We start from the raw sequence: 21,276 nt of genomic DNA on the forward strand, positions 1-21,276 counted from the left end.
TGGAGCGCAGTAGAAGGTGCAGAGCAGGAGAAGGTGCAGAGCAGGAGAAGGTGCAGAGCAGGAGGAAGTGGAGCTCAGTCGAAGAGGTAGCGCTGCACCGTGGGGCCCAGCCGTGCGACGAGGTCCTCCACCGGGGCGGCAGCGAGCGCCGGGAGCTTCAGCACATATCGGACGATCAGCATCCCGGCGATCTGCGAGGCGACGAGCGATGCCCTGAGGTCGGCGTCGTCGACGTCGAGGCTCCGCGAGATGCGGGAGAGGAGCTCACGCGAGAGGAATCCTGCCAGCAGCGGTGTCGTCACCCGACTCCCGATCGCGGTGCGGAGGAGCATGACCCCGCGCCGGCGCACCTCGGGCTGTTCGAACGCCTCGAGGACGTATCGGATCAGACGTTCACCGACCTCGTCACGCGGACCCGTGAGGATCCCCGGCACATCGATGTCCGGACGCAGCGGGATGCCCACGGCTTCGGCGAAGAGGTCGGCTTTGGTGCCGAAGTAGTGGTGCACGAGGGCGGAGTCCACCCCGGCCCGCGCGGCGATGGAGCGGATCGTCGCTCCGTCGTAGCCCTTCTCCCCGAAGTCGTCCACGGCGGACGCGATGATGCGCGCCCGCGAGTCCGAGACGCCGCGGGGACGGCCACGCCGTCTGGGGGGCTTGTGCTCGGTCATGCCCGTCAGCCTATGACGCGCGGCGATGGCACGGCGGTCCCGGTCAGTCGAGCAGATGACGCAGATAGCGCGTCGGATGCTCGAGGAACGAACGCCAGTGGTTCACGATCTCGAGGTCGTCCCACTCGGCCGGGCGCACACCCCACTCGCCGACCTCGAGGATCTTCGCTCCCGGCAGGGCCGCCAGCACCGGCGAGTGGGTGGCGCACAGCACCTGCCCTCCCTCGTCGGCGATGCGTCGGAGCACGGCGATCAGGGCGAGGGTGGAGTTGAAGGACAACGCGGCCTCCGGCTCGTCGAGACAGTAGAAGCCCGGCTCGTCGAAACGGCTCTCCAGCAGTGCGAGGAACGACTCGCCGTGGCTCATCTCGTGGAACGGCACATCGGGTGCGCTGGTCGACGGGTTCTCCTCGAGGTAGGTGTAGAAGGAGTGCATCGTCTCTGCACGGAGGAAGAACCCCCACCGGCTCGAGCCCACTCCCCGCTGCAGCCGCAACCACTCGGACAATGGCGATTCGGTCGCCCGCGTGGTGTGTCGAGCCTGCCGGGAACCTCCCTCGGGCGAGAGGCCGTACGCGATCGCGACGCCCTCGACCAGGGTGGACTTGCCGCTGCCGTTCTCGCCGACCAGGAAGGTCACCCCGGGGTCGAGGTCGATCCCCTCACGCAGCACCTGGGCGACCGCGGGGATGTTCGTCGGCCACCCCGTGCCCGTCGTCGGTGCCTCATCGTTCGGACGGACCGCGACGACGGGCTGCTGCCGTCGTCGTCGAGAGGTCGGCTCCCAGAACGCATCCATCGTGATCCCTCCCCGTGTGGCGTCTCGGAGAGGCTACCCGCATCCCCCGACAGGGACACGGGAAGGAGCCTCAGCACTCGATGACGTTGACAGCGAGGCCACCCTCGCTCGTCTCCTTGTACTTGGTGGACATGTCGGCCCCCGTCTGGCGCATCGTCTCGACGACGGCGTCCAGCGAGACGTAGTGGCTGCCGTCGCCGCGAAGGGCGAGCCGCGCAGCGGTTACGGCGGTCGAGGCGGCGATCGCGTTGCGCTCGATGCACGGAATCTGCACGAGCCCGCCGATCGGATCGCACGTGAGACCGAGGTGGTGCTCCATCGCGATCTCGGCCGCGTTCTCGATCTGCCGGTTCGTGCCGCCCATCACCGCGGTGAGGCCGCCGGCCGCCATGGCACAGGCGCTGCCGACCTCGGCCTGGCACCCGCCCTCCGCGCCGGAGATCGACGCGTTGGCCTTGAACAGCGACCCGAGTGCCGTCGCGGTCAGCAGGAAGCGACGGATGCCGCGGCGACGGTTCGCCTCAGCGGTCTGCTCCTCGTCGAGGTCGCTCCCGTCGCTCACCGCACGCACGTCCGACTCGAAACCGAGCAGCGCACTGCCGACCAGCTCGCCGTACGGGGTGACCGCGTTGCCCGCCCCGAGCCCCGAGTCGGCAAGGAAACGCCACCAGTACATCGCGACGGCGGGGAGGATGCCTGCTGCTCCATTGGTCGGCGCCGTGACGACACGACCGCCCGCCGCGTTCTCCTCGTTCACGGCGAGCGCGAAGGCCCCGAGCCATTCCCCGGGAAGCTCGCGATGCCCGTCGGCTTCCACCTCCTCGAGCTGGCCGCGGATCACACCGGCGCGCCGCTTGACCTTGAGGATTCCGGGGAGCGTGCCCTCGGCGTGGAGGCCGGCATCGACACACCCCGACATCGCATCCCAGATCGCATCGAGCCCGGCAGCGACCTCCTCCTCCGAGCGCAGCGATGTCTCGTTCAGTCGCGCCACCTCGGCGATCGACAGTCCGTTCTCGTCGCAGAGCGCGAGCAACGACGCCGCATCCGCGTAGGAATACGGGAATCCGGCGGTCGTGAGCTTCGCCTCCTCGCCGTCGCGTCGGATGAAGCCTCCGCCGACCGAGTAGTAGGTCTCCTCGGCGAGCACCGCACCCGCGTCGTCCCAGGCGGTGATCGTCATGGCGTTCGGGTGTCCGGGAAGCCGGGTGCGCGGCGCGAACACGATGTCGTCCTTCGCGAAGGGGACGTCGTGGGTGCCGTCGATGCGGATCATGGCTTGCGCGGGCAGATCGGTCCAGGCTGCACGGACGTCGGCAGGATCGCAGGTCTCCGGCGTGAGACCGCGCAGGCCCGCGACGACCGCATCCGGGGTGCCGTGCCCGATACCCGTCGCTCCGAGCGAACCGTAGAGGGTGGTGCCGATCCGGGCGACCTGGGGAAGGATTCCCGTCGCTGTGAGTCGCCGAGCGAAGTCGAGGGCCGCTCGCATCGGTCCGACCGTATGGGAGCTCGATGGCCCCACTCCGATGGAGAAGAGGTCGAAGGCCGAGACGTACGCTGTCACCCCTCCAGGCTACGCCGGATTCACCACTTCGGTTCACCGCGGTTAACTCATCAGCGCGTCAAGCCCCTTCCCGTCCTGCGTGTGCGGAGCCATCCTGTTCGGAACACATCGTCGAAAGGGGTCATCATGACCGACACCACTCCCGACCCGGAGACCACGGACGAGGCCTCCCCCGAATCGCAGACCCCCACGCCCACGCCGTCGTCGGACACGAGCGAGGGCGAGGTCACGACACCCGCCGAGGCGGAATCGCCAGAAGACGCCGACCCGAGCGAGGTTCCGAGCACCGAGGAGCTCGAAGAGCCCAGCACCGAGAAGGCCCCGGGCGAAGAGCCCAAGGCTCCGAAGCGCGATGAGCCCGAGCCCGATCACGAGGCGGTCGGCATCGGCGTGATCGACACGGAAGAGCCGCAGGCCGACTGAGCTCCCGAAGAATCCGGAGCACCACAGAGGCCCCGTCCTGCTGTCATCGGCAGGACGGGGCCTCGGTCGTGAACGGGGTCCCCGCTACTCGACGAGCTTGCCCTCGGTGTCGACCTCCCGCATGAGCTCGGCGATCTCGGGCGAGATCTCAGGGATCGCCTCTCGGGTAACACCGTCCTTCGGCGACCACACCAGGTTCACCTGCAGTGTCGGGTCGGTGTCGGGGAAGTCGCTGCGGTTGTGGCATCCGCGGGTCTCCCGACGTTCCAGCGCCGCCTCGAGGGTGGCGCGCGCAGCGAGCGCCGACGCCTTGAGATCGAACGCGTGCGCGAGGTCCTGGAAACCCGCGATGTCGGGGTGGATGCCGATGTCCTCCATGCGCCCCTCGATCATGTCGAGGTCGGCGAGTCCCGCGCGCAGCCCCTCCTCCGAGCGCACGACTCCGGCGTACTCGGTCATCAGGTTGCGGATCGCCCGCTGCAGGGCGCGGACGTTCTCACGTCCCTCCGCGGCGAGCAGGTCGTCGATCTCCGCACGCGCCTCGGCGACGGCCGTCGCCGACCGACGCTGCGCATCCAGCCCGGCCGCATGCTCCATGGCCGCCTGCCCCACGATCCGCCCGTAGACGAGCAGCTCGATGAGCGAGTTGCCCCCGAGTCGGTTGGCGCCGTGCAGTCCGCTCGAAGCCTCGCCGATCGCGTAGAGGCCGTCGACGTCGGTCTGGTGGTCTTCCGGCCGCACCCACACACCGCCCATCGAGTAGTGCGCGGTCGGTGCGATCTCGATCGGGTCGGTGGTGATGTCGAGCATCTGCAGCTCCATCATCGTCTGATAGACGCGTGGCAGCCGGGTCATGATCGTCTCGCGCGGCAGGTGCGACACGTCGAGCCAGACGCCACCGTTCTCGGTGCCGCGACCTTCCTGGATCTCGGTGTACGCCGCGAGCGCGACGCGGTCCCGCGTCGACAGCTCCATCCGCTCGGGGTCGTACTTCGCCATGAACCGCTCACCGAGCGCGTTGCGCAGGATACCGCCCTCGCCGCGAGCCGCCTCGGAGATCAGGGTTCCCGCCGCGCTCTCCGGCTCGATGATGCCGGATGGGTGGAACTGAACGAGCTCGGGGTCGCGCAGGCGAGCTCCCGCGTCGACCGCCAGGCGGAAGGAGTCGCCCGTGTTCTCGTCGCGGCGGGAAGAGGTGCGGCGCCAGATGCGGTTGTGTCCGCCCGCGGCGAGGATCACGGCATCCGCGTGGATGAGGTAGCGGGTGCCGTCGGCCTGGTCGAAGCCATAGGCCCCGAACACGACGTTGTCGCGCACCAGGAGGCGGGTGATGTAGACGTGGTCGAGGATCGGCACGTCGAGCTGCTCGGCCTTGCGCACGAGGGTGCGCTGGATCTCGAGCCCCGTGTAGTCGCCGGCGAATGCCGTGCGGCGGAAGGTGTGAGCGCCGAAGAACCGCTGCGAGATGCGGCCGTCGTCTTCACGCGCGAAGTCCATGCCCCAGCGCTCGAGGTCGCGGATGCCCCGCTCGGCGCCCTGGGTGACGATCTCGACCGTGTGCGGGTTGGCGAGGAGGTAGCTCTCCTTGATGGTGTCGGCCGCGTGCTGCTGCCAGCTGTCCTCCGCGTCCATCGTGCCGAGCGCGGCGTTGATGCCGCCGGCGGCGAGGGAGGTGTGCGCGTCCTGCCGCGGCCGTTTGCCCACGGCGAGCACGTCGACGCCGTGTTCGGCGATCTCGATCGCTGCCCGGAGGCCCGAACCTCCGGTGCCGATGACGAGGACGGTGGTGGATATCTGACGTTCGCGCGTAGCCATGCGGTCCACGGTAGTTAGGGGATCCTAATAACTCCAATGCATAGTTCGACTTGAAACGATGCGGGTAGGCTATGGCCATGAACCTCGAGCAGCTCCGCGGGTTCGTCGAGGTCGCGCGTCTCGGACACTTCACCCGCGCCTCCGAGCACCTGCACCTGGCACAGCCGTCTTTGAGCCGGCAGATCTCGACGCTGGAGCGCGAACTCGGCGCCGAGTTGTTCCATCGTGCGCGCGGCCACATCGCCCTCACGGCCGCCGGCGAGACGCTCCTCCCCCGCGCACAGCGCATGCTGGCGGAGGCCGATGCCATCCGCGACGAGATGGGCGAGCTGGCCGGGCTCCGACGGGGACGCGTGCGCCTCGGCGCCCCTCCCACCCTCTGCATCAGCCTCGTCGCCGAGGCGATCCGCTCCTTCCACGCCGCGCACCCCGGCGTCGACCTGCATCTCACCGAAAGCGGATCTCGCCGCCTCGTCGAGGAGCTCGCCGTCGGCGCCGTCGACATCGCACTCATCACGGAATCCGACGGCCCTCCACCCTCGGGGTTCAGCCTCACGAGGATGCCGCTGCTCACCGAGGAACTCGTCGTCGTCTCGGCCGCGACCGAGCCGCCCGTATCGAGCTCGGCATCCATGACGCTCCTCCACCTCGCGTCCCTCCCCCTGATCGCGCTCGACGAGACCTACGAGCTTCGAGCCACGACCGATGCGGCGTTCCGCGCCGAGGGTCTCAGGCCCACCCATGTGCTCGAAGGCGCCGAGATGGACGCGGTACTGCGTTTCGTCGAGCGCGGTGTCGGCGTCGCGGTGGTGCCGGCGATGGTGCTCCTCGATCGCCCCGCCCTGCGGTCGGTCCGGCTGACGCACCCCATGATGACCCGCACGGTGAGCCTCGCCCACCGTGCGGATGTGACACCGGCCGTCGCCGTCGCGGCGATCCGCGACGTGATCGTCGCGACCGCCGCCGAGGTGGCCGACCGCGACCCGGCGATCACGAGCCTGCTCACCTGACGACGCGGGGCTCATCCTCAACGATGAGTCGGCTCGTTCCCGACAACGCAGAAACGGCCTCCACCGAAGTGGAAGCCGTTTCTCACTGTCTCAACACAGTGTGCGCCCGAAGGGACTCGAACCCCTAACCTTCTGATCCGTAGTCAGATGCTCTATCCATTGAGCTACGGGCGCCCGGCCCGCTCAGCGGGCCGTAGAACAGCCTACAACAGTCCCGACGCGAAAGCGAAACGAGGCCTCAGTCGTCGGCCGATGCGGCCTTCTGCTGCTTCTTCCGCCTCTTGGCCTTGGCTCTCTGCTCCGAGGAGAGCGCCTGCAGGTCGACGAGTCGAAGGGCCTGCATCCGGGCCTCGCGCATGCGGTTGTAGTCGGGATCCTGGTCGGGGCGCATCCCCTCGACACGCAGTCGACGGTCGAGATTGTGGCGCACGTCGGCCCAGGCCGCGCTCCTCGCCTCCTCGACGATGGCGGCGAGCTGCTCCCGGTCCTGCATGATCTCGCGCAGACGCACAGCGACGCCGGTGGACTGCTTGGCCCGACGGCGGAGGTTGCGCACATCGCGATCGCGGTAGTCGTGCGTTCCCACCGGGTCGGAATGCCGGCCCCTCGCCCGCTCGCGCAGGGCGGTGACGGTGGCCGCGGCTTCTTCAGACTCCTCTGCCATGGCACGGAGCGCCTCACGCGCGTCGTCGATGTACTTGTCCATGTCGAACACGCCGTCCTCGGCGATGGTGCCGATGAGGATGTGGTTCTTGACGGCCAGGCGCGCGGCAGCGGTCGCGATCGCGACGCCTTCGGCGATGGCATCCGCTGTCCGTCCCACCGGTACCTCCTCTCCTTGAGCGTACCGGTATCGATGCGGCCCGGTGTCGGCCAGAATGGTCGGAATCAGCATGTCCCACCCATCCGACATCCGCGGGCTCGCGCCCCGATCACGCCCTGCAGGAGACGCATGAAACACCTCGATCTCACCGGGGGCACCACCGTGATCACCGGAGGCGCCAACGGGATGGGCGCGGAGATCGCACGCCGGCTCGCCGCCCGAGGAACATCTCTCGCGCTGGTCGACCACGACACCGCGGCTCTCGCGAGGATCGCCGAGGAGCTGCACGACGCACGGGTGACCACGCACGTCGTCGACCTCCGCGACGACGACGCCGTCTTCGCAGCCGTCACGGACATCACCGAGTCGCACCCGCGGATCAATGCGCTGATCACGTGCGCCGGCTCCTCCATGCTCGGCGACATCGACCAGCTGACGATGGAGGAGATGCGCTGGCTCACCGACGTGAATCTCTGGGGCACCGTGTCCGTCACCAAAGCGCTCCTCCCCGCGCTCCGCGCCGCCCCTGCCGCCCACATCACCCATCTGGCGAGCGTCTACGCCCTCGCCGCCCCCGCCGGACGGATCCCCTACGCGGTGAGCAAATTCGCCGTCCGCGCCTTCTCGGAAGCACTGCGGCACGAGCTGGAGGGCACCTCTGTGACCGTCGGCGCCGTGTACCCGGCAGGGGTGCGCACCGGGATCATCCTGCACGGCCGCTATGCCGCGGCGATCGACCCGGAGGTCGCCGCCCGCGCCGCCGCCGCCCAGGCGGAGATGTACCACACCGAGCCCGCAGACGCGGCGGCGCGGATCATCCGCGCGACCGAACGACGGGCTGCACGGACCATGGTCGGCCGCGAGGCGCGCCTCATCGATGTGCTCACCCGTATCGCGCCGGCGTCGTACTGGCGTGTGATGCGGCGGCCGCTGCGCGAAGCGATCGACACGACGACGCCGATATCCTGACGCCGCTGTGCTGACGACGCTGTCCTGACGCCGCTGAGGCGCACCGCCTCAGCGGACGACGCCCACCCAGATGCCCGAGGCCCACGCCTGCTGATCGCCGTTGCAGCCGACCGATCCGGGATATCCGCGCACCACGGCCATGCAGTTGGCGAGGAACTCCGGGTCGCCGCCGAACAGCGACCCGTAGGCACCGGACGACGTGAGCGAGCCCCATACACGGAACTGATAGATGTGCGCGAGCTCGTGCGCCATCGCCCAGTTCAACCGGCCGGCCCCCCAGTTCGCGATGTCGGCGCGGTACTTGATGTACCCGTTGCTGTTCGCGCAGGCCGGGGCGTTTCCCCCCGCACAGGACGACGATTCGTAGAGCCCGACGCCTCCACCGCCGACGAGGTCGAGCGCCGCCCGCACCCGCGCGTAGCCGTCAGGGCCGCTCGACGACCACGCCGGCCCGCCGGGGCCCGAGCTCTGCGCCGCCTGCCACGAGGCGACCTCCGTGCCGACCTTCTCGGTGAGCGCGTGCACGGTCGCCGTGGCCGCAGCGACCGTGTCGGGGTTCTCCTTCTCGGCGGCGACCGTCTGCTGTGCCGAAAGCGCGGCAGCACGGTGCGCGGCGGTGCCCACCCGCCCCTCCGCACCCTTGAGGGCGACGGTGAGCGCCTGCACCTCCGCGAGGAAGGCGGGACGCTGGGCGAGGACGGCGGCGCGCTGCGCGGTGTCCTGCTCTGCGCGGTCGACCGCGCCGTCGAGGTAGTCCGTGCGCTGTCCGGCATCGTGGTACTGCTCGGTGAGCGCGGTCAGCTCAGCGACGGCGGACGCCCTCTCCTGCTCGAGGCCCTGGGATCTGCCGATCATCCCCGAGACGAGGAGCACGGAGGCCGCGAGCGCGACGGCCACGGCGCGACGCATCACGGGAGGAAGCCCGTCGTGTCCGCGATCTGCGCGTCCTGCTCGGCGAGCTGAGAACGCAGCGCGGTCAGCTGCGCGGCGAGCTCCCGGTTGTCGCTCCTCGTCATCTCCAGCGCGCGTTCGATCCGCACGATCTCCGCTTTGACCGCGGCGATCGATTCCAGACGCTCCTGATCGGCGATGGCGACGACTGTGATCCCACCGACAAGCAAGAGGCATCCGACCGCGACAGCAAGACCTCGCATCTCGCTCCCCAGGACAGCGCACCAGTTCCGGACCGACTCCGATCGCCCCAATATACAACCGGAGGCGCCTCCGCAGGACCTCACCTCGGGGGGGCGCGGACCCGCGAGGCTCAGACCGTCAGGTCGCTGCGCGCCGCAAGCCGCCGCTCCGCCGCGGACTGGCCGCTGGCGAGGTGCGCCGGCACGATCCGACGCAGCGCTTCCGTATCCCGCGCCGTCATCGCCTCAAGGATGATCCTGTGCTCGTCCGCCATGGCGAGCAGGTCGTCGTGCTGACCGAACAGCCAGCGCAGACGGGTGAGGAAGACGGCGATCAGCTCTCCGAGCATCTCGTTCGCGGCGAGTTCGACGGCGACCTCATGGAACTCCGCCGCCGCGATCCTCGCCGCCTCGGAATCCTCGGCACGTGCGGCCGCGAGCTCGCGCTCGTACGCGGCACGGATGCGGGCGATACCCGCCTCGTCGTGCCGCTCCGCCGCGAAGACGAAGATCAGCGTCTCGATGGCCTCGCGCACCTCTGCGAAGTCCTGGATGTCGCGGTGCGTGAACTCCCTCACGACAGCCCAGGTACGAGGACGCGCGACCACGATCCCCTCGGCGACGAGCGTGCGGATGGCTTCGCGGACCGGAAGGCGGGACACGTTCAACTCCGCGGCGATGTCCCGCTCGACGAGTCGCGCACCCGGCTTCCGGTGTCCGAGGATGATGTCGTCACGAAGGATGCGGGTGACCCGCACCGACTCGAGTTCCCCGCCTGCTGCTATAGCCCCCGCCATCTGGGCATTGTCGCACCCCTGCCGGTGTTCCTCAACTTTTGGTATCCCAAGGCTCCGCGCCGATGGACCCCGACGACCGGGCGAGAGGATGCGTCCCCCCGCCCGCATCGATGGTCAGGGCAGACGGTTCGCGCGTGCGAGGTTCTCCGTCAGCTCTTCCGCGTTCTGTCGGACCACATACGCCGGACGGTCACGCTCGACCCGCCACGACTCGCTGAGCGGTCCCACGTTGACGGTGTCGAACCCTGCCTCGTCGTAGAAGCGGGTCACGAAGGCGACAGCCTCCGCATCATCACCGGCAGTCGCCAACGCCCGCCGGTTCGGCGTGCCGGCAGGAGTGCCGTCCGACGTGATCTCCGAGGCGAAGATGTGGTTGAAGGCCTTCGCGATCTTGGAGTTCGGGAGCGCGCGCTGCACCAGCTCCGACGTCGTCGTCTCCCCCTTGTCGAGGGCTTCGATGTGCCCGTCCCGCTCGAAGTAGTAGTTGTTCGTGTCGAGCACGATCTTGCCGGCGAGCTGCTCTGCAGGCAGGTCGTCGATCGCGCGGAGCGGCACCGTGACGACCGCGACGTCCGCAGCGGCGGCGGCGTCCTCCGCAGTGGCGGCGCGAGCGTTCGGGCCGAGCTCGGCGACGAGGTCGGCGAGGGTCTCCGGTCCCCGCGAGTTCGCGATCACCACGTCGTACCCGTTCGCGATCGCCACGCGTGCGACCTGGCTGCCGATGTGTCCTGCACCGATGATTCCGAGAGTTGTCATGTCGGGACCAACGCCGGGCGCTCGAGGCTATTCCCGTCGAGTCCTCCTACGACGGCTCAGACGTCACGGAGCAGGCTCTCCTCGGTGCGGCGGTAGCCCAGCTGCTCGTACAGGTCGATCGCTCCCGTGTTGAAGCCGAAGACGTGCAGACCGATCGAGTCCGCACCGAGCCGGCGCGCCTCCCGCTCGACGGCATGCATCAGTTCGCGCCCGTACCCTCTGCGCCGGTGCTCGGCGGCCACCTCGATGTCCAGGACGAACACATGAGGACGACCTTCGCGCTGACGCACGCCGACCCACAGGATGCCGACCTCCGTCCCGTCGACGGAGGCCGTGAAGAGCTCCTGCCCCGCGGTGTCGAGTCCGTCGGGAAGCTCGGCGATCATCTGACGATGCGACTCGGCGAGCGCCTCCTCCGGGGTGTAGCGACCGGACTCGACGAGGTCGTTCGCGAACCCCTCCTCCGATGCGGCGGCGAACGTCGGGAAGCGCTCCGGGGTCATCGGCGACACGTCGACGTGGGAAGCGACGTCGCGCGCAGGGAGCGGCTCGAGCACCATCTGGATGGAGGCCACCTCGAAGCCTCTCCCGCTCGCGAACGCCCGACCGGTCGAGTCCTGCGGGAACAGCTGCATGCCGACCTGCGTGGCGCCCTCTTCTCGCGCGACCCGCAGGATCGCTGCGAGCAGATCGTCGCTGTGCGCGTCGGTGAACGGCTCGTCGACGACGAGGTCGAGGAGGAAGAGCTTGTCGTCCCGCAGAATCAGCAGGAGCGTCCCGACCTCCCCTTCCGCGTCCATGACCACGCGCATGACCCGCGCGGTCGCGGTCGCGGCGGAGTCCGGGAACACCTCGCCGAAGAGCTGATCGGCGTGGGCGACCGCGTCGACGCCGGGGCGCCGGTCCGACGCCCTGTTGCCGTCGATGAGACGCTTCCGCGCGGCGGACCGCCATTCGCCGAAGCGTTCGGCGGGCAGAGGCATCAGCTGCACGGACATGCGTCCATCCTGCACCTCAGCTGCGGGTGAGCGCGTCTTCCGCTGCGACCCAGGCGAGCATGGCGCACTTGACGCGTGCGACGTACTTCGACACCCCACCGAGAGCTGCGGCATCTCCGAGCAGCTCCTCATCGGGTTCGATCTTGCCGCGGGAGCGCATCGCCTCGCGGAATGCGGCGATGCGCACCTCGAGGTCTTCGACGCTGAGCCCCTCGGCGAGCTCTGCCAGCAGCGAGGCGGATGCCTGCGAGATCGCGCAGCCGTGTCCCTCCCAGGCGATAGCCTCGATGCCGCCGTCGGCTCCGCGGTGCACCTGGAGGGTGATCTCATCGCCGCAGGTCGGGTTCAGCTGGTGCGACTGCGCCGGGATCTCCTCCCGCAGCCCATACCCGTGCGGGGTGCGCGAGTGGTCGAGGATCAGCTCCTGATACAGGTTCTGCAGGTCGCTCATGCGCCCCTCCGGAAGAAGTCGATGGCTCCGGCGACGCCCTCGATCACGGCATCCACCTCGGCATCGGTCGTGTAGAGATAGGTGCTCGCCCTGGTGGACGAGGTCACGCCGAGCCGGCGGTGCAGCGGCTGTGCGCAGTGATGGCCGACGCGCACCGCGATGCCGAGATCGTCGAGGAACTGCCCCACGTCGTGGGAGTGGATGCCCTGGACGTCGAAGCTCGCCAGTCCCACGCGGGGCAGGTCGATACCGGCGCCGAGCACGCGCACCCCGTCGATCGCGCTCAGACCGTCGACGAGTCGTCGACCGAAGGCCGCCTCATGCGCGGCGATACGCGGCATCCCGACCTCGGTCAGGTAGCCGACCGCTGCGGCGAGCGCGATCGCCTGCGACACCCGCTGCGTGCCCGCCTCGAAACGCTGCGGCGGCGGAAGGTACTCGGCTTCGGTCGTGGTGACCGTCGTGATCATCGAGCCGCCCGTCAGGAAGGGCGGCATCGCTGCCAGCACCTCGCGGCGGCCGTAGAGGGCACCGATCCCGGTGGGCCCGAGCATCTTGTGTCCGGACAGCACGGCGAAGTCGACGTCGAGGGCGCGCACATCGAGGGGCAGATGCGGTGCCGACTGGCAGGCGTCGAGCAGCGTCAGCGCCCCGACCTCACGGGCGAGCGCGACCAGCTGCTCCACGGGATTGATGACTCCCAGAACGTTGGAGACGTGCGTGAAGGCGACGAGCTTGGTGCGTGCCGTGATCAGCTCGGCCGCGGCGTCGAGCCGCAGGGCACCGTCGTCGTCGAGGGGGATCACCTTGAGCGTGGCGCCGGTGCGGGCCGCGAGCTCCTGCCACGGAATGAGGTTCGCGTGGTGCTCCATCTCGGTGGTGACGATCTCGTCGCCCTCTCGGAGCCGCAGGCGCTCCGCAGCCGCACCGCCACGCCCGAGCGACGCGTTCGAGACGGAGTACGCGACGAGGTTGATCGCCTCGGTGGCGTTGGAGGTCCAGACGATCTCGTCGTCGTCCGCGCCGACGAATCGGGCGACGGCCGTGCGGGCGTCCTCGAACAGCTCGGTCGCCTCGGCAGCGAGCGTGTGCGCACCGCGATGCACGGCCGAGTTCATCGAGGTGGCGAAGTCGCGCTCGGCGTCGAGCACAGCCACCGGTCGCTGTGACGTCGCCCCGGAGTCCAGATACACCAGCGGACGCCCGTGCACCTGTGCCCCCAGGATCGGGAAGTCGCCGCGAATGCGCCGCACCTCGGCGTCGTTGAGGGGGGCGATCACGTCGAGACCGGGAGAAGTGCTCATCCCTCCATGTTCCCACCTGCGGACCGGGGGTGGGCGCGACGGGTCAGGGGCCGCCGAGTGTCTTCGCGTCGGCGGCCGCGTCGTAGCGGTCCTGCGCGTCACGTACGTCCTCGACATGCGACTCCGCCCAGACCTGCAGCGCCTGGAGGGGCTCATGCAGGGTACGACCCAGCGTCGTCAGCAGATAGCGGGAGTGGCCGTCGTCTCCGACGCCGCGCTCCAGCATGCCGTCGCGTTCCAGGGCGCGGAGCGTGTCGACGAGCACCTTCTTCGTGATTCCGTCCATCCTGGTGTGCAATTCGCCGAAGCGCAGAGGCTGCTCGTGCAGGAGGACGACGGTCATCGCGGTCCATTTGTTCGCGATGCGCGCGAGTGATGCGCGCGACGGGCAGCTGGCCGAGAACACCGTCCACGTGTTCGACATCCGCTGCCCCTTCCGGTGACGTTGAAGTAACCGCGCCCCTGCCGAGACGCTGGATGCTCCACAGTACCGACCCATCGAGAAGGAGCATCATGTCGGCGATCGACGTCGTAGGACAGTACGGTGCGGCCATGGCCGCCGGAGACATGGAGGCGCTGGCGGCGACCTTCCATCCGGATGCCGTCTGGCACCAGCCCGGAGCGAACCAGCTGTCAGGAGATCACGTCGGCCCCGACGCGATCATCGCGCACCTGGGACGGTTCATGCAGCTGAGCGGGGGCACGTTCGCCCTCGAGACGGAGTCGGCGACCGAGAGCGGTGCCCTGGTATCCGCCACCGTGCGATTCCGCGCGCAGCGCGTGGGGCACGATGACCTCGATCAGCACGTTCTCGATCAGCACGGCGTCGACGTGTTCCGTGTCGCCGACGGCCGCATCGTCGAGGTCTGGCTGATGAGCGAGGACCAGGAAGCGGAGGATCGCTTCTGGGGTACGGCCTGATCCGTCCCCCGATTCGAGCGACGCCGGGTGGTCGCGGACCTCGACCGCCCGGCGTCCGCGCCTCTAAGCTCGTCCCATGATCGCCCAGGACACGCTGTTCACCTTCGTCGTCGCGGCGTTCATCATGGTCGTCATCCCCGGGCCGACCGTGCTCTTCACGATCGGCCGAGCCATGGCGCTCGGTCGGATGGGCGGATTCCTCAGCATCCTGGGCACGGCGGTCGGATCGATCGTGCTCGTCGTCGCGGTGGCTCTCGGCGTCGGCACCGTGATCGCGCAGTCGGTCGTGCTGTTCACGATCGTCAAGGTGCTCGGCGCCGGCTACCTGATCTTCCTGGGCATCCAGGCGATCCGCCACCGGAAGGACACGGCGAGAGCCATGGCCACGGCGCCGGCGAAGCGCTCGGGCTGGCGGCTTCTCACCGAGGGCTTCGTCGTCGGCGTCACGAACCCGAAGTCCATCGCGTTCTTCCTCGCGATCCTCCCGCAGTTCGTCGATCTGCATGCCGGATCGGTGCCGGCGCAGCTGTTCCTGCTCGGGGTGATCGTCGTGGTGATCGGCGTGAGCTGCGACGCCGTATGGGTGCTCCTGGCGAGCGCCGCCCGTGACTGGTTCGGCCGCTCGCCCCGACGTATTGAGGCGATGGGGGCGACCGGTGGCGGGCTGATGATCGCTCTCGGCGCTTTCCTGCTGGTGTGGAGCGAGAAGCCCGCCACCGCGTGAACGCGGCGTGAACGCTCGAACTCACATCCTGGCGTAGCGGGCCCTGGCGATGCAGAAGACGCCGTAGACGGCGAACCCCGCGCCGACAGCACCCAGGACGAGTCCGCCGAGGGGCAGATCGAGCAGACTGTGCAGGGCGGCATCGAGCCCCGCGCCCTTCTCCGGGTCCTGCGTGACGGCGGCGACGACGAAGAGCACCCCGGTCACGGCGACGGCGGTGCCCTTGCCGAAGTAGCCGATCACCCCCAGCGTCACGATGCCCCTGCGGGCGACTCCCGATGGCAGGTCGAGCAGCTTCTCGAAGCCGCGGGTGAAGCCGCCGACGATGAACCCGACCCCGACCCCGACGACCGAGAGCCCTACGACGACCAACAGGGCCACGCCGCCCGGCGCCGAGAGCAGCACCGCGCTCAGGGTCTTCGACGCCGTCTCGGAGTCGGCATCGCCACCCACGGCGTAGATCAGGGCCATGCCCCCGACGACGAGGTAGGCGGCGGCGATGCCGAACAGCTTGACGCGCTGACCCCACTTCTTCGTCTCGGCCGGATCGGCGGCGAGGAAGGCACCGGCGATCTGCCACACGGCGAGCGCGATCAGCCCGGCGGCCACGAGCACGAGCAGCAGCCCTCCGATCGGGCTCTGGCGGATCTGCTCCATGGCGCCGTCCTGGTCGGCGTCACCGGAGGCGCCGGCCGCGATGGAGATCGCCACCGAGCCGATGATGACGTGGATGAGACCGAGGACGACGAAGCCGACACGGGCGATCCGTCGGAACGTCGACGACCTCTTGGCGACGCGTGCCGCATTCTTGACCGTGCTCATCGTTGAAGCGTAACCGTCGTGGGGAACCCCGCCGAGGGGCTTGATTTCGCCTCGCCTGTCGCTCCCGCCCTGTCGCTCAGGCGTGCGGCATGACCGGCTGCCGGAGGATGGTGCGCAGCTTCGCCGGATCGGCACGGCGCAGGTCGCTCAGGTAGATCTCGTGATGGAGCCCCCGCATCTGGAGCCCGTTGTCGGGGATGAAGTGGTGATGCAGCTCTTCGAGCACCGGTCCTTCGTCGTCGAACGGTCCGACGTGGAGTGTCTGTACGCAGCTACCCTCGTCGAGGGTCTGCAGCCGCACGGAGTCGAGCGCAGGGATCGGCTCCCTCTTCTTCACGGCCTTCTGCGACACCGACTCGACGGCTGCCGCGAACATCGCGGGGGTGATGTGATCGCCGACCATGATCATCATCGTCCACATCCAGGCCGACTTGTCACGGCGGGAGGTGAACGACTCCATGTCGGGCGCATGCCAGAGTCCCTCGAGCGGCATGACGACGGTGTCGATGCCGAGGTCGTTCCGACTCGCGAACTTCAGCGCGTATGCCAGGGGGAACAGCGCCGACACGGCGTCCCGATAGGCGGGCGCGGTGTTCGGGTCTCCTGCCCCGTCGATCGTCAGGTACTGCAGGGGCGGCACCTCGACGACGCGGAACTCGCCCCGCTTCGCCCGGTACGCGTCGAGTGTCTTCTTCGGATCGATGGCCGCCATCACGTGCCTCCCTGGATCGTGCGCTCAGTGTCGCACGGGCCACGGACACGGGGTGGGTGCGCACGCGCGCCCACCCCGCCGGCCTCAGGCCGGTTCGACCGGAAGCCAGAGCTCGCACGACGCGGAGTCACCGCTGAACTCCAGGTAGCGCACGACCGACGGGCCGGGGCGCAGCCTCCACGGGTTCGACGGGAACCACTCCGTCGCCGTGGCCGCCCACAGCGTCTGCAGAGCGGCGGGGAAGGGACCACTGGCGGCGAAGACCGCCCACGATCCCTCGTCGACCGGAAGCACGTCGAGGTCTTCCGGAACCGATGTCGTGCTGTGCACCGCGACGCCGTGCAGATACCTCAGCAGCGAGCCTTCCGGGGCATCGGGATCGACGTCTGCCGTGACGGCCAGGATCCCCGAGGGCTCGGCATCGCCGAGGGTCTTGAGCCGCGCATGCTCCTCGGGCGGGATGGCCGCGATGTGCGCCTGGATGTGCGGATTGGCGCCTTCGTGGATCAACGGAACCTCGACGGCGTGACCGACGAGCACGAGCGCGGGCCGGTGGTTGATGGTGACGTGCATGGGGATGCTCCCTTCCACGCTCAGGCGGAACCGGAGCGAGGGTTGTGTACGGAGAGGACCCCCGTCACGGCGCGCATCGGCCGGTCCGATGCCGTGCACCGCGCGGAAGGCGCGAGCGAACGCCTCGACCGAGCCGTATCCGTGGCGCACGGCCACGTCGAGCAGGCTCGGGGCGCCGGCTGCGAGTTCCGCTCCCGCGTGCGTCATCCGGCGACGACGCACGTACTCCGAGAGCGGCATCCCCGCCAGCGCCGAGAACATCCGACGCAGGTGGTACTCCGTCGTGCCGTTCTCACGGGCGAACGCGTCGATGTCGATCTCTCCCGCGACACCGTAGGTGTCGACGAGGTCGACCAGGGCGTTCAGCGTGCCGATCATGAGGTCCTCCTTTCCCCACCATCGTCGCTGCGCATCTCATACGCCGACCCGACTTCTCCGGTCGGATGCGATCGGTTCTCCGTAGACGCCCGGTCAGAGCTCGACGGGAGGTGCCGGCTCCGTCTCCGACTCCTCGGGATGACGGGCCAGGTTCACGATCCCGGCGACCAGCCCGCCCCATACCGTGACCATGGCGATGATCATCATGACGACAGCGATCGGAGTCATGCGCTCGCTCCCTTCGTCGTGGTGCCGACGGCCGGGATCGCGGACGTCTCCGCATCCGGCTCGTACTCCTCTTCGACGAGGAACTCGTCGTACTCGGGATCGTCCTTCGCGTGGGAACGGCCGCTCCACGGCAGCGCCGACAGGACCAGGGCCAGCACCACGAGGGCGATCACCATGCCCCATCCGAAGACGGCGAGGAACCAGGCGGGGTAGCCGCTGTAGGGCTCGGACGTCTTCGCGATGAGCTCGCTGATGAAGAGGTACCCGAGCACGACGGGTGCCAGCACGCCGACGAGCAGCTTCCAGATCGCGCCCACCCGGAAGCTCGATCGACGATTGAGGTGCTCGACCAGCACCGGCAGCTTGTGCAGCAACCAGGCCACGATGATCACGGCCACCAGGGCGACCGCCATGATGCCGAAGGAGTTCACGAAGGCATCGACCGTATCGAGGACGGAGAGCGCCGTCGTCGTCGAGAACAGCGCCATCGAGACGATAGCGAGCGGGATCGCCACGGTCAGGGTCGTGCGCACACGCGCCCAGCCCAGCTTGTCCTGCAGCGCGGCGACGATCACCTCGAGGATGGAGATGAGCGAGGTGACTCCGGCGAACACCAGGGCCCCGAAGAAGAGGACGCCGATGATCGATCCGCCCGTCGCCTGCGACACGATCGTCGGGAACGCGATGAACGCCAATCCGATGCCGGAAGAGGCGACTCCCGCCACCTCGGTCCCCTGCGCCTGCGCCATGAAGCCGAGGGCCGCGAAGACACCGATACCGGCGAGGATCTCGAAGCCCGAGTTCGCGAAGGCCACGACGAGTCCCGAACCGGTCAGGTCGGTCTTGCGCTTGAGATACGAGGAGTAGGTCACCATGATGCCGAACGCGACCGACAGCGAGAAGAAGATGTGGCCGTACGCGGAGGCCCAGACGCCCGGGTCGGCGAGTGCCTCCCAGTTCGGGGTGAAGAAGGCGTTGAGGCCGTCCATCGCACCGGGGAGGAACAGCGACTGCACCACGAGGATCGCGAACATGACCGTGAGCAACGGCATCAGGATCATGTTCGCCCTTCCGATGCCGCGCTTCACACCCAGCGCCATGATCACGATGACGACGAGCCACACGACCACGAGGGGGATGCCGACCTGCGGGACGAAGTCGGTCGAGACGCCGACTTCGGCCACGTCCGCCGAGCGCAGGAAGTCGATGAAGAAGAAGTCGTTCTCGTTGCCCGCGCCCCACGTGAGCTGGGCCGAGAACCAGGTGTACATCGCCGCCCACGCGATGATCACCGCGTAGTAGACGGCGATGACTACGCAGATGAGCACCTGCCACCATCCGAGGGGCTCGGCAGCACGGTGCAGACGACGGAAGGCGAGAGGCGCCGATCCGCGGTATCGATGACCGATCGCGTAGTCGAAGAACAGCAGCGGGATGCCGGCGGTCAGCAGCGCGCACAGGTACGGGATGAGGAATGCCCCGCCGCCGCCCTCGTAGGCGACGTAGGGGAACCGCCAGATGTTCCCGAGGCCGACCGCTGAGCCGATCGCGGAGAGGATGAACACGTTCCGCGAGCCGAAGGCTTCGCGTTTGTGGGTCTGCGTCGTGGCGGAAGACATGCGGACGACGCTACCCGAGGGCCGAGCCGAACGTCGGGTCGGACACAGACACGACACGATCCCGATGCATCAGCCCAACGCCTCCGCCAGCTCGGCCAGGCTGGGGAAGCGCCCGTCGAAGGCGTCGGTGTCCTCGGGCGGATCACCTGCCGGACGCGGTACCTACGCGGTCCTCATCCCCGCGGCTCCGGCGCCTCGGAGATCCCAGGCGTGTGCGGCGACCATGAGCACGCGCGTCGGGTCGCCGCCCGCCTCCTCCACCGCGAGCCGGTAGACCCGCGGGGAGGGCTTGTAAGCCTCGACGGCGTCCGCCGATAGCGCTCCGTGCCACGGCAGTCCGGCGTGCTCCCCGAGCGCGTGCAGCGACTCCGGGTTCGCGTTCGACAGCCCGAGCACACGGAAGCGGGCGGCGAGACGCTCGATGCCCTCGCGCGAATCCGGCCAGGCGGGAAGACGCTTCGCCGCGGTCGCGAGGCGATCGACGGTGGCGGCATCCGTGATCCCCGCGGTCTGCGCCACCAGTGTCGCCGCCTCGCGATCCAGGATCCCGGAGTCGACGTAGTCGCGCTCACCCCATGCGATCCGGCGCTGCTCCCCGTCGATATGACGTTGCCAGACGGCGAGGAGTCCATCGGAATCGCGGGGAGAGCCACCCGCCTCCTCGATGGCAGCGCGAAGCCCTCCGGGCTCATCGACCAGGGTGCCCAGCACGTCGAAGACGATCGTGGTGATGTCGCGAAGCATGATTCGAGTCTGCCCCGACACGGGAGCCCAGGGGCCGGGAACGAGAAAACCCCCGCCGGAGCGGGGGTTCTTCTGCGGAGACGAGGGGATTTGAACCCCTGGTCCCCGTGAGGGGACTCCACCTTAGCAGGGTGGTGCACTCGGCCGGACTATGCGACGTCTCCAGGCATCCGGCCGGAAAGCGCGGATGCACCTAGCCATCATAACGGGTCCGGCGAGCGGACACGAACCGCGCCCGGCCGGTCGTTCCTCCTCGTCGTCACCCGCCTGGGATACTGACCGCAGATCACGGACATCGCCAGCCGCTGATCCGGAGGGACGCCATGACCGAGAAGCTGACCGCGCAAGGGACCGACTCCTCGCCTTCCAGCGGCCTGTGGACCCGACGCGCAGCAGGGTACGGGGTCGTGCTCGTGCTCCTCGTCGTCTCCTATGGACTGTGCGCGACGCAGCCGAGCACCGACCCGAGCCCGTGGGCCTTCCTGCCGATGCTGGCGACCGTCGCCGTGGTCTTCTACGTCACCGGAGCGACGCGGCTGGCGCAACGTGTGTCGTGGGTGGTGCTCTCCGCTGCCGGTCTCGCCGCGGTCATCGCCGGCGCCCTCGGGCTCGACGGCCCGCTCTTGGCCATCCCGCTCTCCGCCGCCTCGATGCTCGCGCTCCTCGTGGCGCCGTGGGTCATCATCGCCCACCAGGTCACCCGTCGCGGGCTCGACTTCGAAGCGCTCCTGGCTGCGGTCACGGCATACATCCTCGTCGGGATGTTCTTCGCGTTCGTGTACAACCTGATGTCGCAGCTGTCTCCCACTCCGCTGTTCGGTGACGCGACCGCCGACTCCCTCGGAAACCAGCTGTTCTTCTCGTTCACAGCCCTGACGACGACGGGCTACGGCAACATCGTCCCGGTCGGAACCGGCGGGCAGGCGGTCGCGATCGCCGAGGGGATCACGGGACAGCTGTTCCTCATCACGGCTGTCGCCCGGATCATGCGGGGCGCCAGCGCCAAGCGCACCCCGGCGCCGTCCGAGTGAACCCCGCG

At 68.9% G+C, this 21,276-nt stretch carries 25 protein-coding genes and 2 tRNA genes; 6 read left to right on the forward strand and 21 right to left on the reverse strand.

Annotation, left to right across the window (positions count from 1 at the left end; genetic code table 11):
• Positions 1-74 precede the first annotated feature (74 nt).
• The 3 genes from AAY78_RS02015 to AAY78_RS02025 all read right to left on the reverse strand — a co-directional run bounded on the left by AAY78_RS02015 (position 75) and on the right by AAY78_RS02025 (position 3,037).
• Positions 75-671 (reverse strand): TetR/AcrR family transcriptional regulator, encoded by a 597-nt coding sequence (locus AAY78_RS02015; RefSeq protein WP_046746702.1) that lies wholly within the window; start codon positions 669-671, stop codon positions 75-77.
• A 43-nt stretch (positions 672-714) separates the two neighbouring features.
• Positions 715-1,470: an AAA family ATPase gene (locus AAY78_RS02020; protein WP_046746703.1), complete on the reverse strand. Its 756-nt coding sequence runs from the start codon at positions 1,468-1,470 to the stop codon at positions 715-717.
• Between the two features lie 70 nt (positions 1,471-1,540).
• On the reverse strand, positions 1,541-3,037 hold the full coding sequence (locus tag AAY78_RS02025; protein ID WP_046746704.1) for an L-serine ammonia-lyase, iron-sulfur-dependent, subunit alpha: 1,497 nt from the start codon (positions 3,035-3,037) through the stop codon (positions 1,541-1,543).
• Positions 3,038-3,163: 126 nt separating this feature from the next.
• Between AAY78_RS02025 and AAY78_RS02030 the strand changes: the two genes are divergently transcribed.
• Complete coding sequence (locus tag AAY78_RS02030) at positions 3,164-3,460, forward strand: hypothetical protein (RefSeq protein WP_046746705.1); 297 nt, start codon at positions 3,164-3,166, stop codon at positions 3,458-3,460.
• A gap of 84 nt (positions 3,461-3,544) precedes the next feature.
• On the opposite strand, the gene AAY78_RS02035 is transcribed toward AAY78_RS02030, so the two are convergent.
• On the reverse strand, positions 3,545-5,275 hold the full coding sequence (locus tag AAY78_RS02035; RefSeq protein WP_046746706.1) for an L-aspartate oxidase: 1,731 nt from the start codon (positions 5,273-5,275) through the stop codon (positions 3,545-3,547).
• Positions 5,276-5,346: 71 nt separating this feature from the next.
• Between AAY78_RS02035 and AAY78_RS02040 the strand changes: the two genes are divergently transcribed.
• Positions 5,347-6,285 carry a LysR family transcriptional regulator gene (locus tag AAY78_RS02040; protein ID WP_046746707.1) on the forward strand — a complete coding sequence of 313 codons (939 nt, stop codon included), beginning with the start codon at positions 5,347-5,349 and terminating at the stop codon, positions 6,283-6,285.
• Between the two features lie 101 nt (positions 6,286-6,386).
• Here the strand turns inward: AAY78_RS02040 and AAY78_RS02045 are convergent.
• Positions 6,387-6,459 (reverse strand) — tRNA-Arg (locus AAY78_RS02045).
• 64 nt (positions 6,460-6,523) lie between these two features.
• Positions 6,524-7,180, reverse strand: coding sequence for an asparagine synthase (locus tag AAY78_RS02050; RefSeq protein WP_231589637.1), 657 nt, complete (start codon positions 7,178-7,180; stop codon positions 6,524-6,526).
• A gap of 57 nt (positions 7,181-7,237) precedes the next feature.
• Here AAY78_RS02050 and AAY78_RS02055 point away from each other — a divergent pair, with 57 nt between their 5' ends.
• Complete coding sequence (locus tag AAY78_RS02055) at positions 7,238-8,077, forward strand: SDR family NAD(P)-dependent oxidoreductase (protein ID WP_046746709.1); 840 nt, start codon at positions 7,238-7,240, stop codon at positions 8,075-8,077.
• 48 nt (positions 8,078-8,125) lie between these two features.
• Here the strand turns inward: AAY78_RS02055 and AAY78_RS02060 are convergent, their stop codons facing one another.
• From AAY78_RS02060 to AAY78_RS02095, 8 genes are all read right to left on the reverse strand, one after another.
• Positions 8,126-8,986 (reverse strand): hypothetical protein, encoded by an 861-nt coding sequence (locus tag AAY78_RS02060; RefSeq protein WP_046746710.1) that lies wholly within the window; start codon positions 8,984-8,986, stop codon positions 8,126-8,128.
• Positions 8,986-9,198, reverse strand: coding sequence for a hypothetical protein (locus tag AAY78_RS02065; RefSeq protein ID WP_231589638.1), 213 nt, complete (start codon positions 9,196-9,198; stop codon positions 8,986-8,988). The genes AAY78_RS02060 and AAY78_RS02065 overlap by 1 nt, the downstream gene beginning before the upstream one ends.
• Positions 9,199-9,341: 143 nt before the next feature.
• Positions 9,342-10,007 (reverse strand): GntR family transcriptional regulator, encoded by a 666-nt coding sequence (locus AAY78_RS02070; protein WP_046746712.1) that lies wholly within the window; start codon positions 10,005-10,007, stop codon positions 9,342-9,344.
• Positions 10,008-10,121: 114 nt separating this feature from the next.
• Positions 10,122-10,763 (reverse strand): NADPH-dependent F420 reductase, encoded by a 642-nt coding sequence (locus AAY78_RS02075; RefSeq protein ID WP_046746713.1) that lies wholly within the window; start codon positions 10,761-10,763, stop codon positions 10,122-10,124.
• Positions 10,764-10,819: 56 nt separating this feature from the next.
• Positions 10,820-11,761 (reverse strand): GNAT family N-acetyltransferase, encoded by a 942-nt coding sequence (locus AAY78_RS19445; RefSeq protein WP_156172596.1) that lies wholly within the window; start codon positions 11,759-11,761, stop codon positions 10,820-10,822.
• A gap of 16 nt (positions 11,762-11,777) precedes the next feature.
• Positions 11,778-12,212 carry a Fe-S cluster assembly sulfur transfer protein SufU gene (gene sufU, locus AAY78_RS02085; protein ID WP_046746714.1) on the reverse strand — a complete coding sequence of 145 codons (435 nt, stop codon included), beginning with the start codon at positions 12,210-12,212 and terminating at the stop codon, positions 11,778-11,780.
• On the reverse strand, positions 12,209-13,516 hold the full coding sequence (locus AAY78_RS02090) for an aminotransferase class V-fold PLP-dependent enzyme (RefSeq protein WP_046746715.1): 1,308 nt from the start codon (positions 13,514-13,516) through the stop codon (positions 12,209-12,211). The genes sufU and AAY78_RS02090 overlap by 4 nt, the downstream gene beginning before the upstream one ends.
• Positions 13,517-13,559: 43 nt before the next feature.
• A complete protein-coding gene (locus tag AAY78_RS02095; protein ID WP_046746716.1) occupies positions 13,560-13,940 on the reverse strand; it encodes a winged helix-turn-helix transcriptional regulator in 381 nt (126 codons plus the stop codon).
• A gap of 89 nt (positions 13,941-14,029) precedes the next feature.
• On the opposite strand from AAY78_RS02095, the gene AAY78_RS02100 reads away from it, so the two are divergent.
• Both AAY78_RS02100 and AAY78_RS02105 read left to right on the forward strand, forming a co-directional pair.
• Positions 14,030-14,437, forward strand: coding sequence for a nuclear transport factor 2 family protein (locus AAY78_RS02100; RefSeq protein WP_046746717.1), 408 nt, complete (start codon positions 14,030-14,032; stop codon positions 14,435-14,437).
• A 76-nt stretch (positions 14,438-14,513) separates the two neighbouring features.
• A complete protein-coding gene (locus AAY78_RS02105) occupies positions 14,514-15,161 on the forward strand; it encodes a LysE family translocator (protein ID WP_046746718.1) in 648 nt (215 codons plus the stop codon).
• 21 nt (positions 15,162-15,182) lie between these two features.
• On the opposite strand, the gene AAY78_RS02110 is transcribed toward AAY78_RS02105, so the two are convergent.
• The 7 genes from AAY78_RS02110 to AAY78_RS02135 all read right to left on the reverse strand — a co-directional run bounded on the left by AAY78_RS02110 (position 15,183) and on the right by AAY78_RS02135 (position 20,401).
• Positions 15,183-15,983, reverse strand: coding sequence for a DUF1206 domain-containing protein (locus tag AAY78_RS02110; protein ID WP_046746719.1), 801 nt, complete (start codon positions 15,981-15,983; stop codon positions 15,183-15,185).
• Between the two features lie 76 nt (positions 15,984-16,059).
• Positions 16,060-16,695 (reverse strand): GyrI-like domain-containing protein, encoded by a 636-nt coding sequence (locus tag AAY78_RS02115; protein ID WP_046746720.1) that lies wholly within the window; start codon positions 16,693-16,695, stop codon positions 16,060-16,062.
• An 84-nt stretch (positions 16,696-16,779) separates the two neighbouring features.
• Entirely contained in the window at positions 16,780-17,646 is an 867-nt protein-coding gene (locus tag AAY78_RS02120; protein ID WP_046746721.1) for an AraC family transcriptional regulator, read from the reverse strand.
• Positions 17,647-17,739: 93 nt separating this feature from the next.
• Complete coding sequence (locus AAY78_RS19450) at positions 17,740-17,874, reverse strand: methionine/alanine import family NSS transporter small subunit (protein ID WP_082108540.1); 135 nt, start codon at positions 17,872-17,874, stop codon at positions 17,740-17,742.
• Positions 17,871-19,493, reverse strand: a complete 1,623-nt coding sequence (locus AAY78_RS02125; RefSeq protein WP_046746722.1) for a sodium-dependent transporter — start codon at positions 19,491-19,493, stop codon at positions 17,871-17,873. Before AAY78_RS02125 ends, AAY78_RS19450 begins: the two co-directional genes overlap by 4 nt.
• Positions 19,494-19,655: 162 nt before the next feature.
• Positions 19,656-20,237, reverse strand: coding sequence for a haloacid dehalogenase type II (locus AAY78_RS02130; RefSeq protein WP_197077662.1), 582 nt, complete (start codon positions 20,235-20,237; stop codon positions 19,656-19,658).
• Positions 20,238-20,312: 75 nt separating this feature from the next.
• Positions 20,313-20,401, reverse strand: a tRNA-Ser gene (locus AAY78_RS02135).
• Between the two features lie 159 nt (positions 20,402-20,560).
• Between AAY78_RS02135 and AAY78_RS02140 the strand changes: the two genes are divergently transcribed.
• Positions 20,561-21,268 (forward strand): potassium channel family protein, encoded by a 708-nt coding sequence (locus AAY78_RS02140; protein WP_046746723.1) that lies wholly within the window; start codon positions 20,561-20,563, stop codon positions 21,266-21,268.
• Positions 21,269-21,276: the final 8 nt, after the last annotated feature.

Origin of the sequence: Microbacterium sp. Ag1 (assembly GCF_001005635.1) — a bacterium.
Lineage (GTDB): Bacteria > Actinomycetota > Actinomycetes > Actinomycetales > Microbacteriaceae > Microbacterium > Microbacterium oxydans.

Bases quoted from the DNA above. Each gene is read 5' to 3' on its own strand.
- AAY78_RS02120 (WP_046746721.1), bottom strand. From the start codon at position 17,646: ATGATCGGCACGCTGAACGCCCTGGTCGACCTCGTCGACACCTACGGT.
- AAY78_RS02040 (WP_046746707.1), top strand. From the start codon at position 5,347: ATGGCCATGAACCTCGAGCAGCTCCGCGGGTTCGTCGAGGTCGCGCGT.
- AAY78_RS02075 (WP_046746713.1), bottom strand. From the start codon at position 10,763: ATGACAACTCTCGGAATCATCGGTGCAGGACACATCGGCAGCCAGGTC.
- AAY78_RS02015 (WP_046746702.1), bottom strand. From the start codon at position 671: ATGACCGAGCACAAGCCCCCCAGACGGCGTGGCCGTCCCCGCGGCGTC.
- AAY78_RS02110 (WP_046746719.1), bottom strand. From the start codon at position 15,983: ATGAGCACGGTCAAGAATGCGGCACGCGTCGCCAAGAGGTCGTCGACG.
- sufU (WP_046746714.1), bottom strand. From the start codon at position 12,212: ATGAGCGACCTGCAGAACCTGTATCAGGAGCTGATCCTCGACCACTCG.
- AAY78_RS02115 (WP_046746720.1), bottom strand. From the start codon at position 16,695: ATGGCGGCCATCGATCCGAAGAAGACACTCGACGCGTACCGGGCGAAG.
- AAY78_RS02125 (WP_046746722.1), bottom strand. From the start codon at position 19,493: ATGTCTTCCGCCACGACGCAGACCCACAAACGCGAAGCCTTCGGCTCG.
- AAY78_RS02130 (WP_197077662.1), bottom strand. From the start codon at position 20,237: ATGCTTCGCGACATCACCACGATCGTCTTCGACGTGCTGGGCACCCTG.
- AAY78_RS02055 (WP_046746709.1), top strand. From the start codon at position 7,238: ATGAAACACCTCGATCTCACCGGGGGCACCACCGTGATCACCGGAGGC.
- AAY78_RS19445 (WP_156172596.1), bottom strand. From the start codon at position 11,761: ATGTCCGTGCAGCTGATGCCTCTGCCCGCCGAACGCTTCGGCGAATGG.
- AAY78_RS02140 (WP_046746723.1), top strand. From the start codon at position 20,561: ATGACCGAGAAGCTGACCGCGCAAGGGACCGACTCCTCGCCTTCCAGC.
- AAY78_RS02030 (WP_046746705.1), top strand. From the start codon at position 3,164: ATGACCGACACCACTCCCGACCCGGAGACCACGGACGAGGCCTCCCCC.
- AAY78_RS02090 (WP_046746715.1), bottom strand. From the start codon at position 13,516: ATGAGCACTTCTCCCGGTCTCGACGTGATCGCCCCCCTCAACGACGCC.
- AAY78_RS02050 (WP_231589637.1), bottom strand. From the start codon at position 7,180: ATGCTGATTCCGACCATTCTGGCCGACACCGGGCCGCATCGATACCGG.
- AAY78_RS19450 (WP_082108540.1), bottom strand. From the start codon at position 17,874: ATGACTCCGATCGCTGTCGTCATGATGATCATCGCCATGGTCACGGTA.
- AAY78_RS02070 (WP_046746712.1), bottom strand. From the start codon at position 10,007: ATGGCGGGGGCTATAGCAGCAGGCGGGGAACTCGAGTCGGTGCGGGTC.
- AAY78_RS02100 (WP_046746717.1), top strand. From the start codon at position 14,030: ATGTCGGCGATCGACGTCGTAGGACAGTACGGTGCGGCCATGGCCGCC.
- AAY78_RS02060 (WP_046746710.1), bottom strand. From the start codon at position 8,986: ATGCGTCGCGCCGTGGCCGTCGCGCTCGCGGCCTCCGTGCTCCTCGTC.
- AAY78_RS02020 (WP_046746703.1), bottom strand. From the start codon at position 1,470: ATGGATGCGTTCTGGGAGCCGACCTCTCGACGACGACGGCAGCAGCCC.
- AAY78_RS02105 (WP_046746718.1), top strand. From the start codon at position 14,514: ATGATCGCCCAGGACACGCTGTTCACCTTCGTCGTCGCGGCGTTCATC.
- AAY78_RS02095 (WP_046746716.1), bottom strand. From the start codon at position 13,940: ATGTCGAACACGTGGACGGTGTTCTCGGCCAGCTGCCCGTCGCGCGCA.
- AAY78_RS02035 (WP_046746706.1), bottom strand. From the start codon at position 5,275: ATGGCTACGCGCGAACGTCAGATATCCACCACCGTCCTCGTCATCGGC.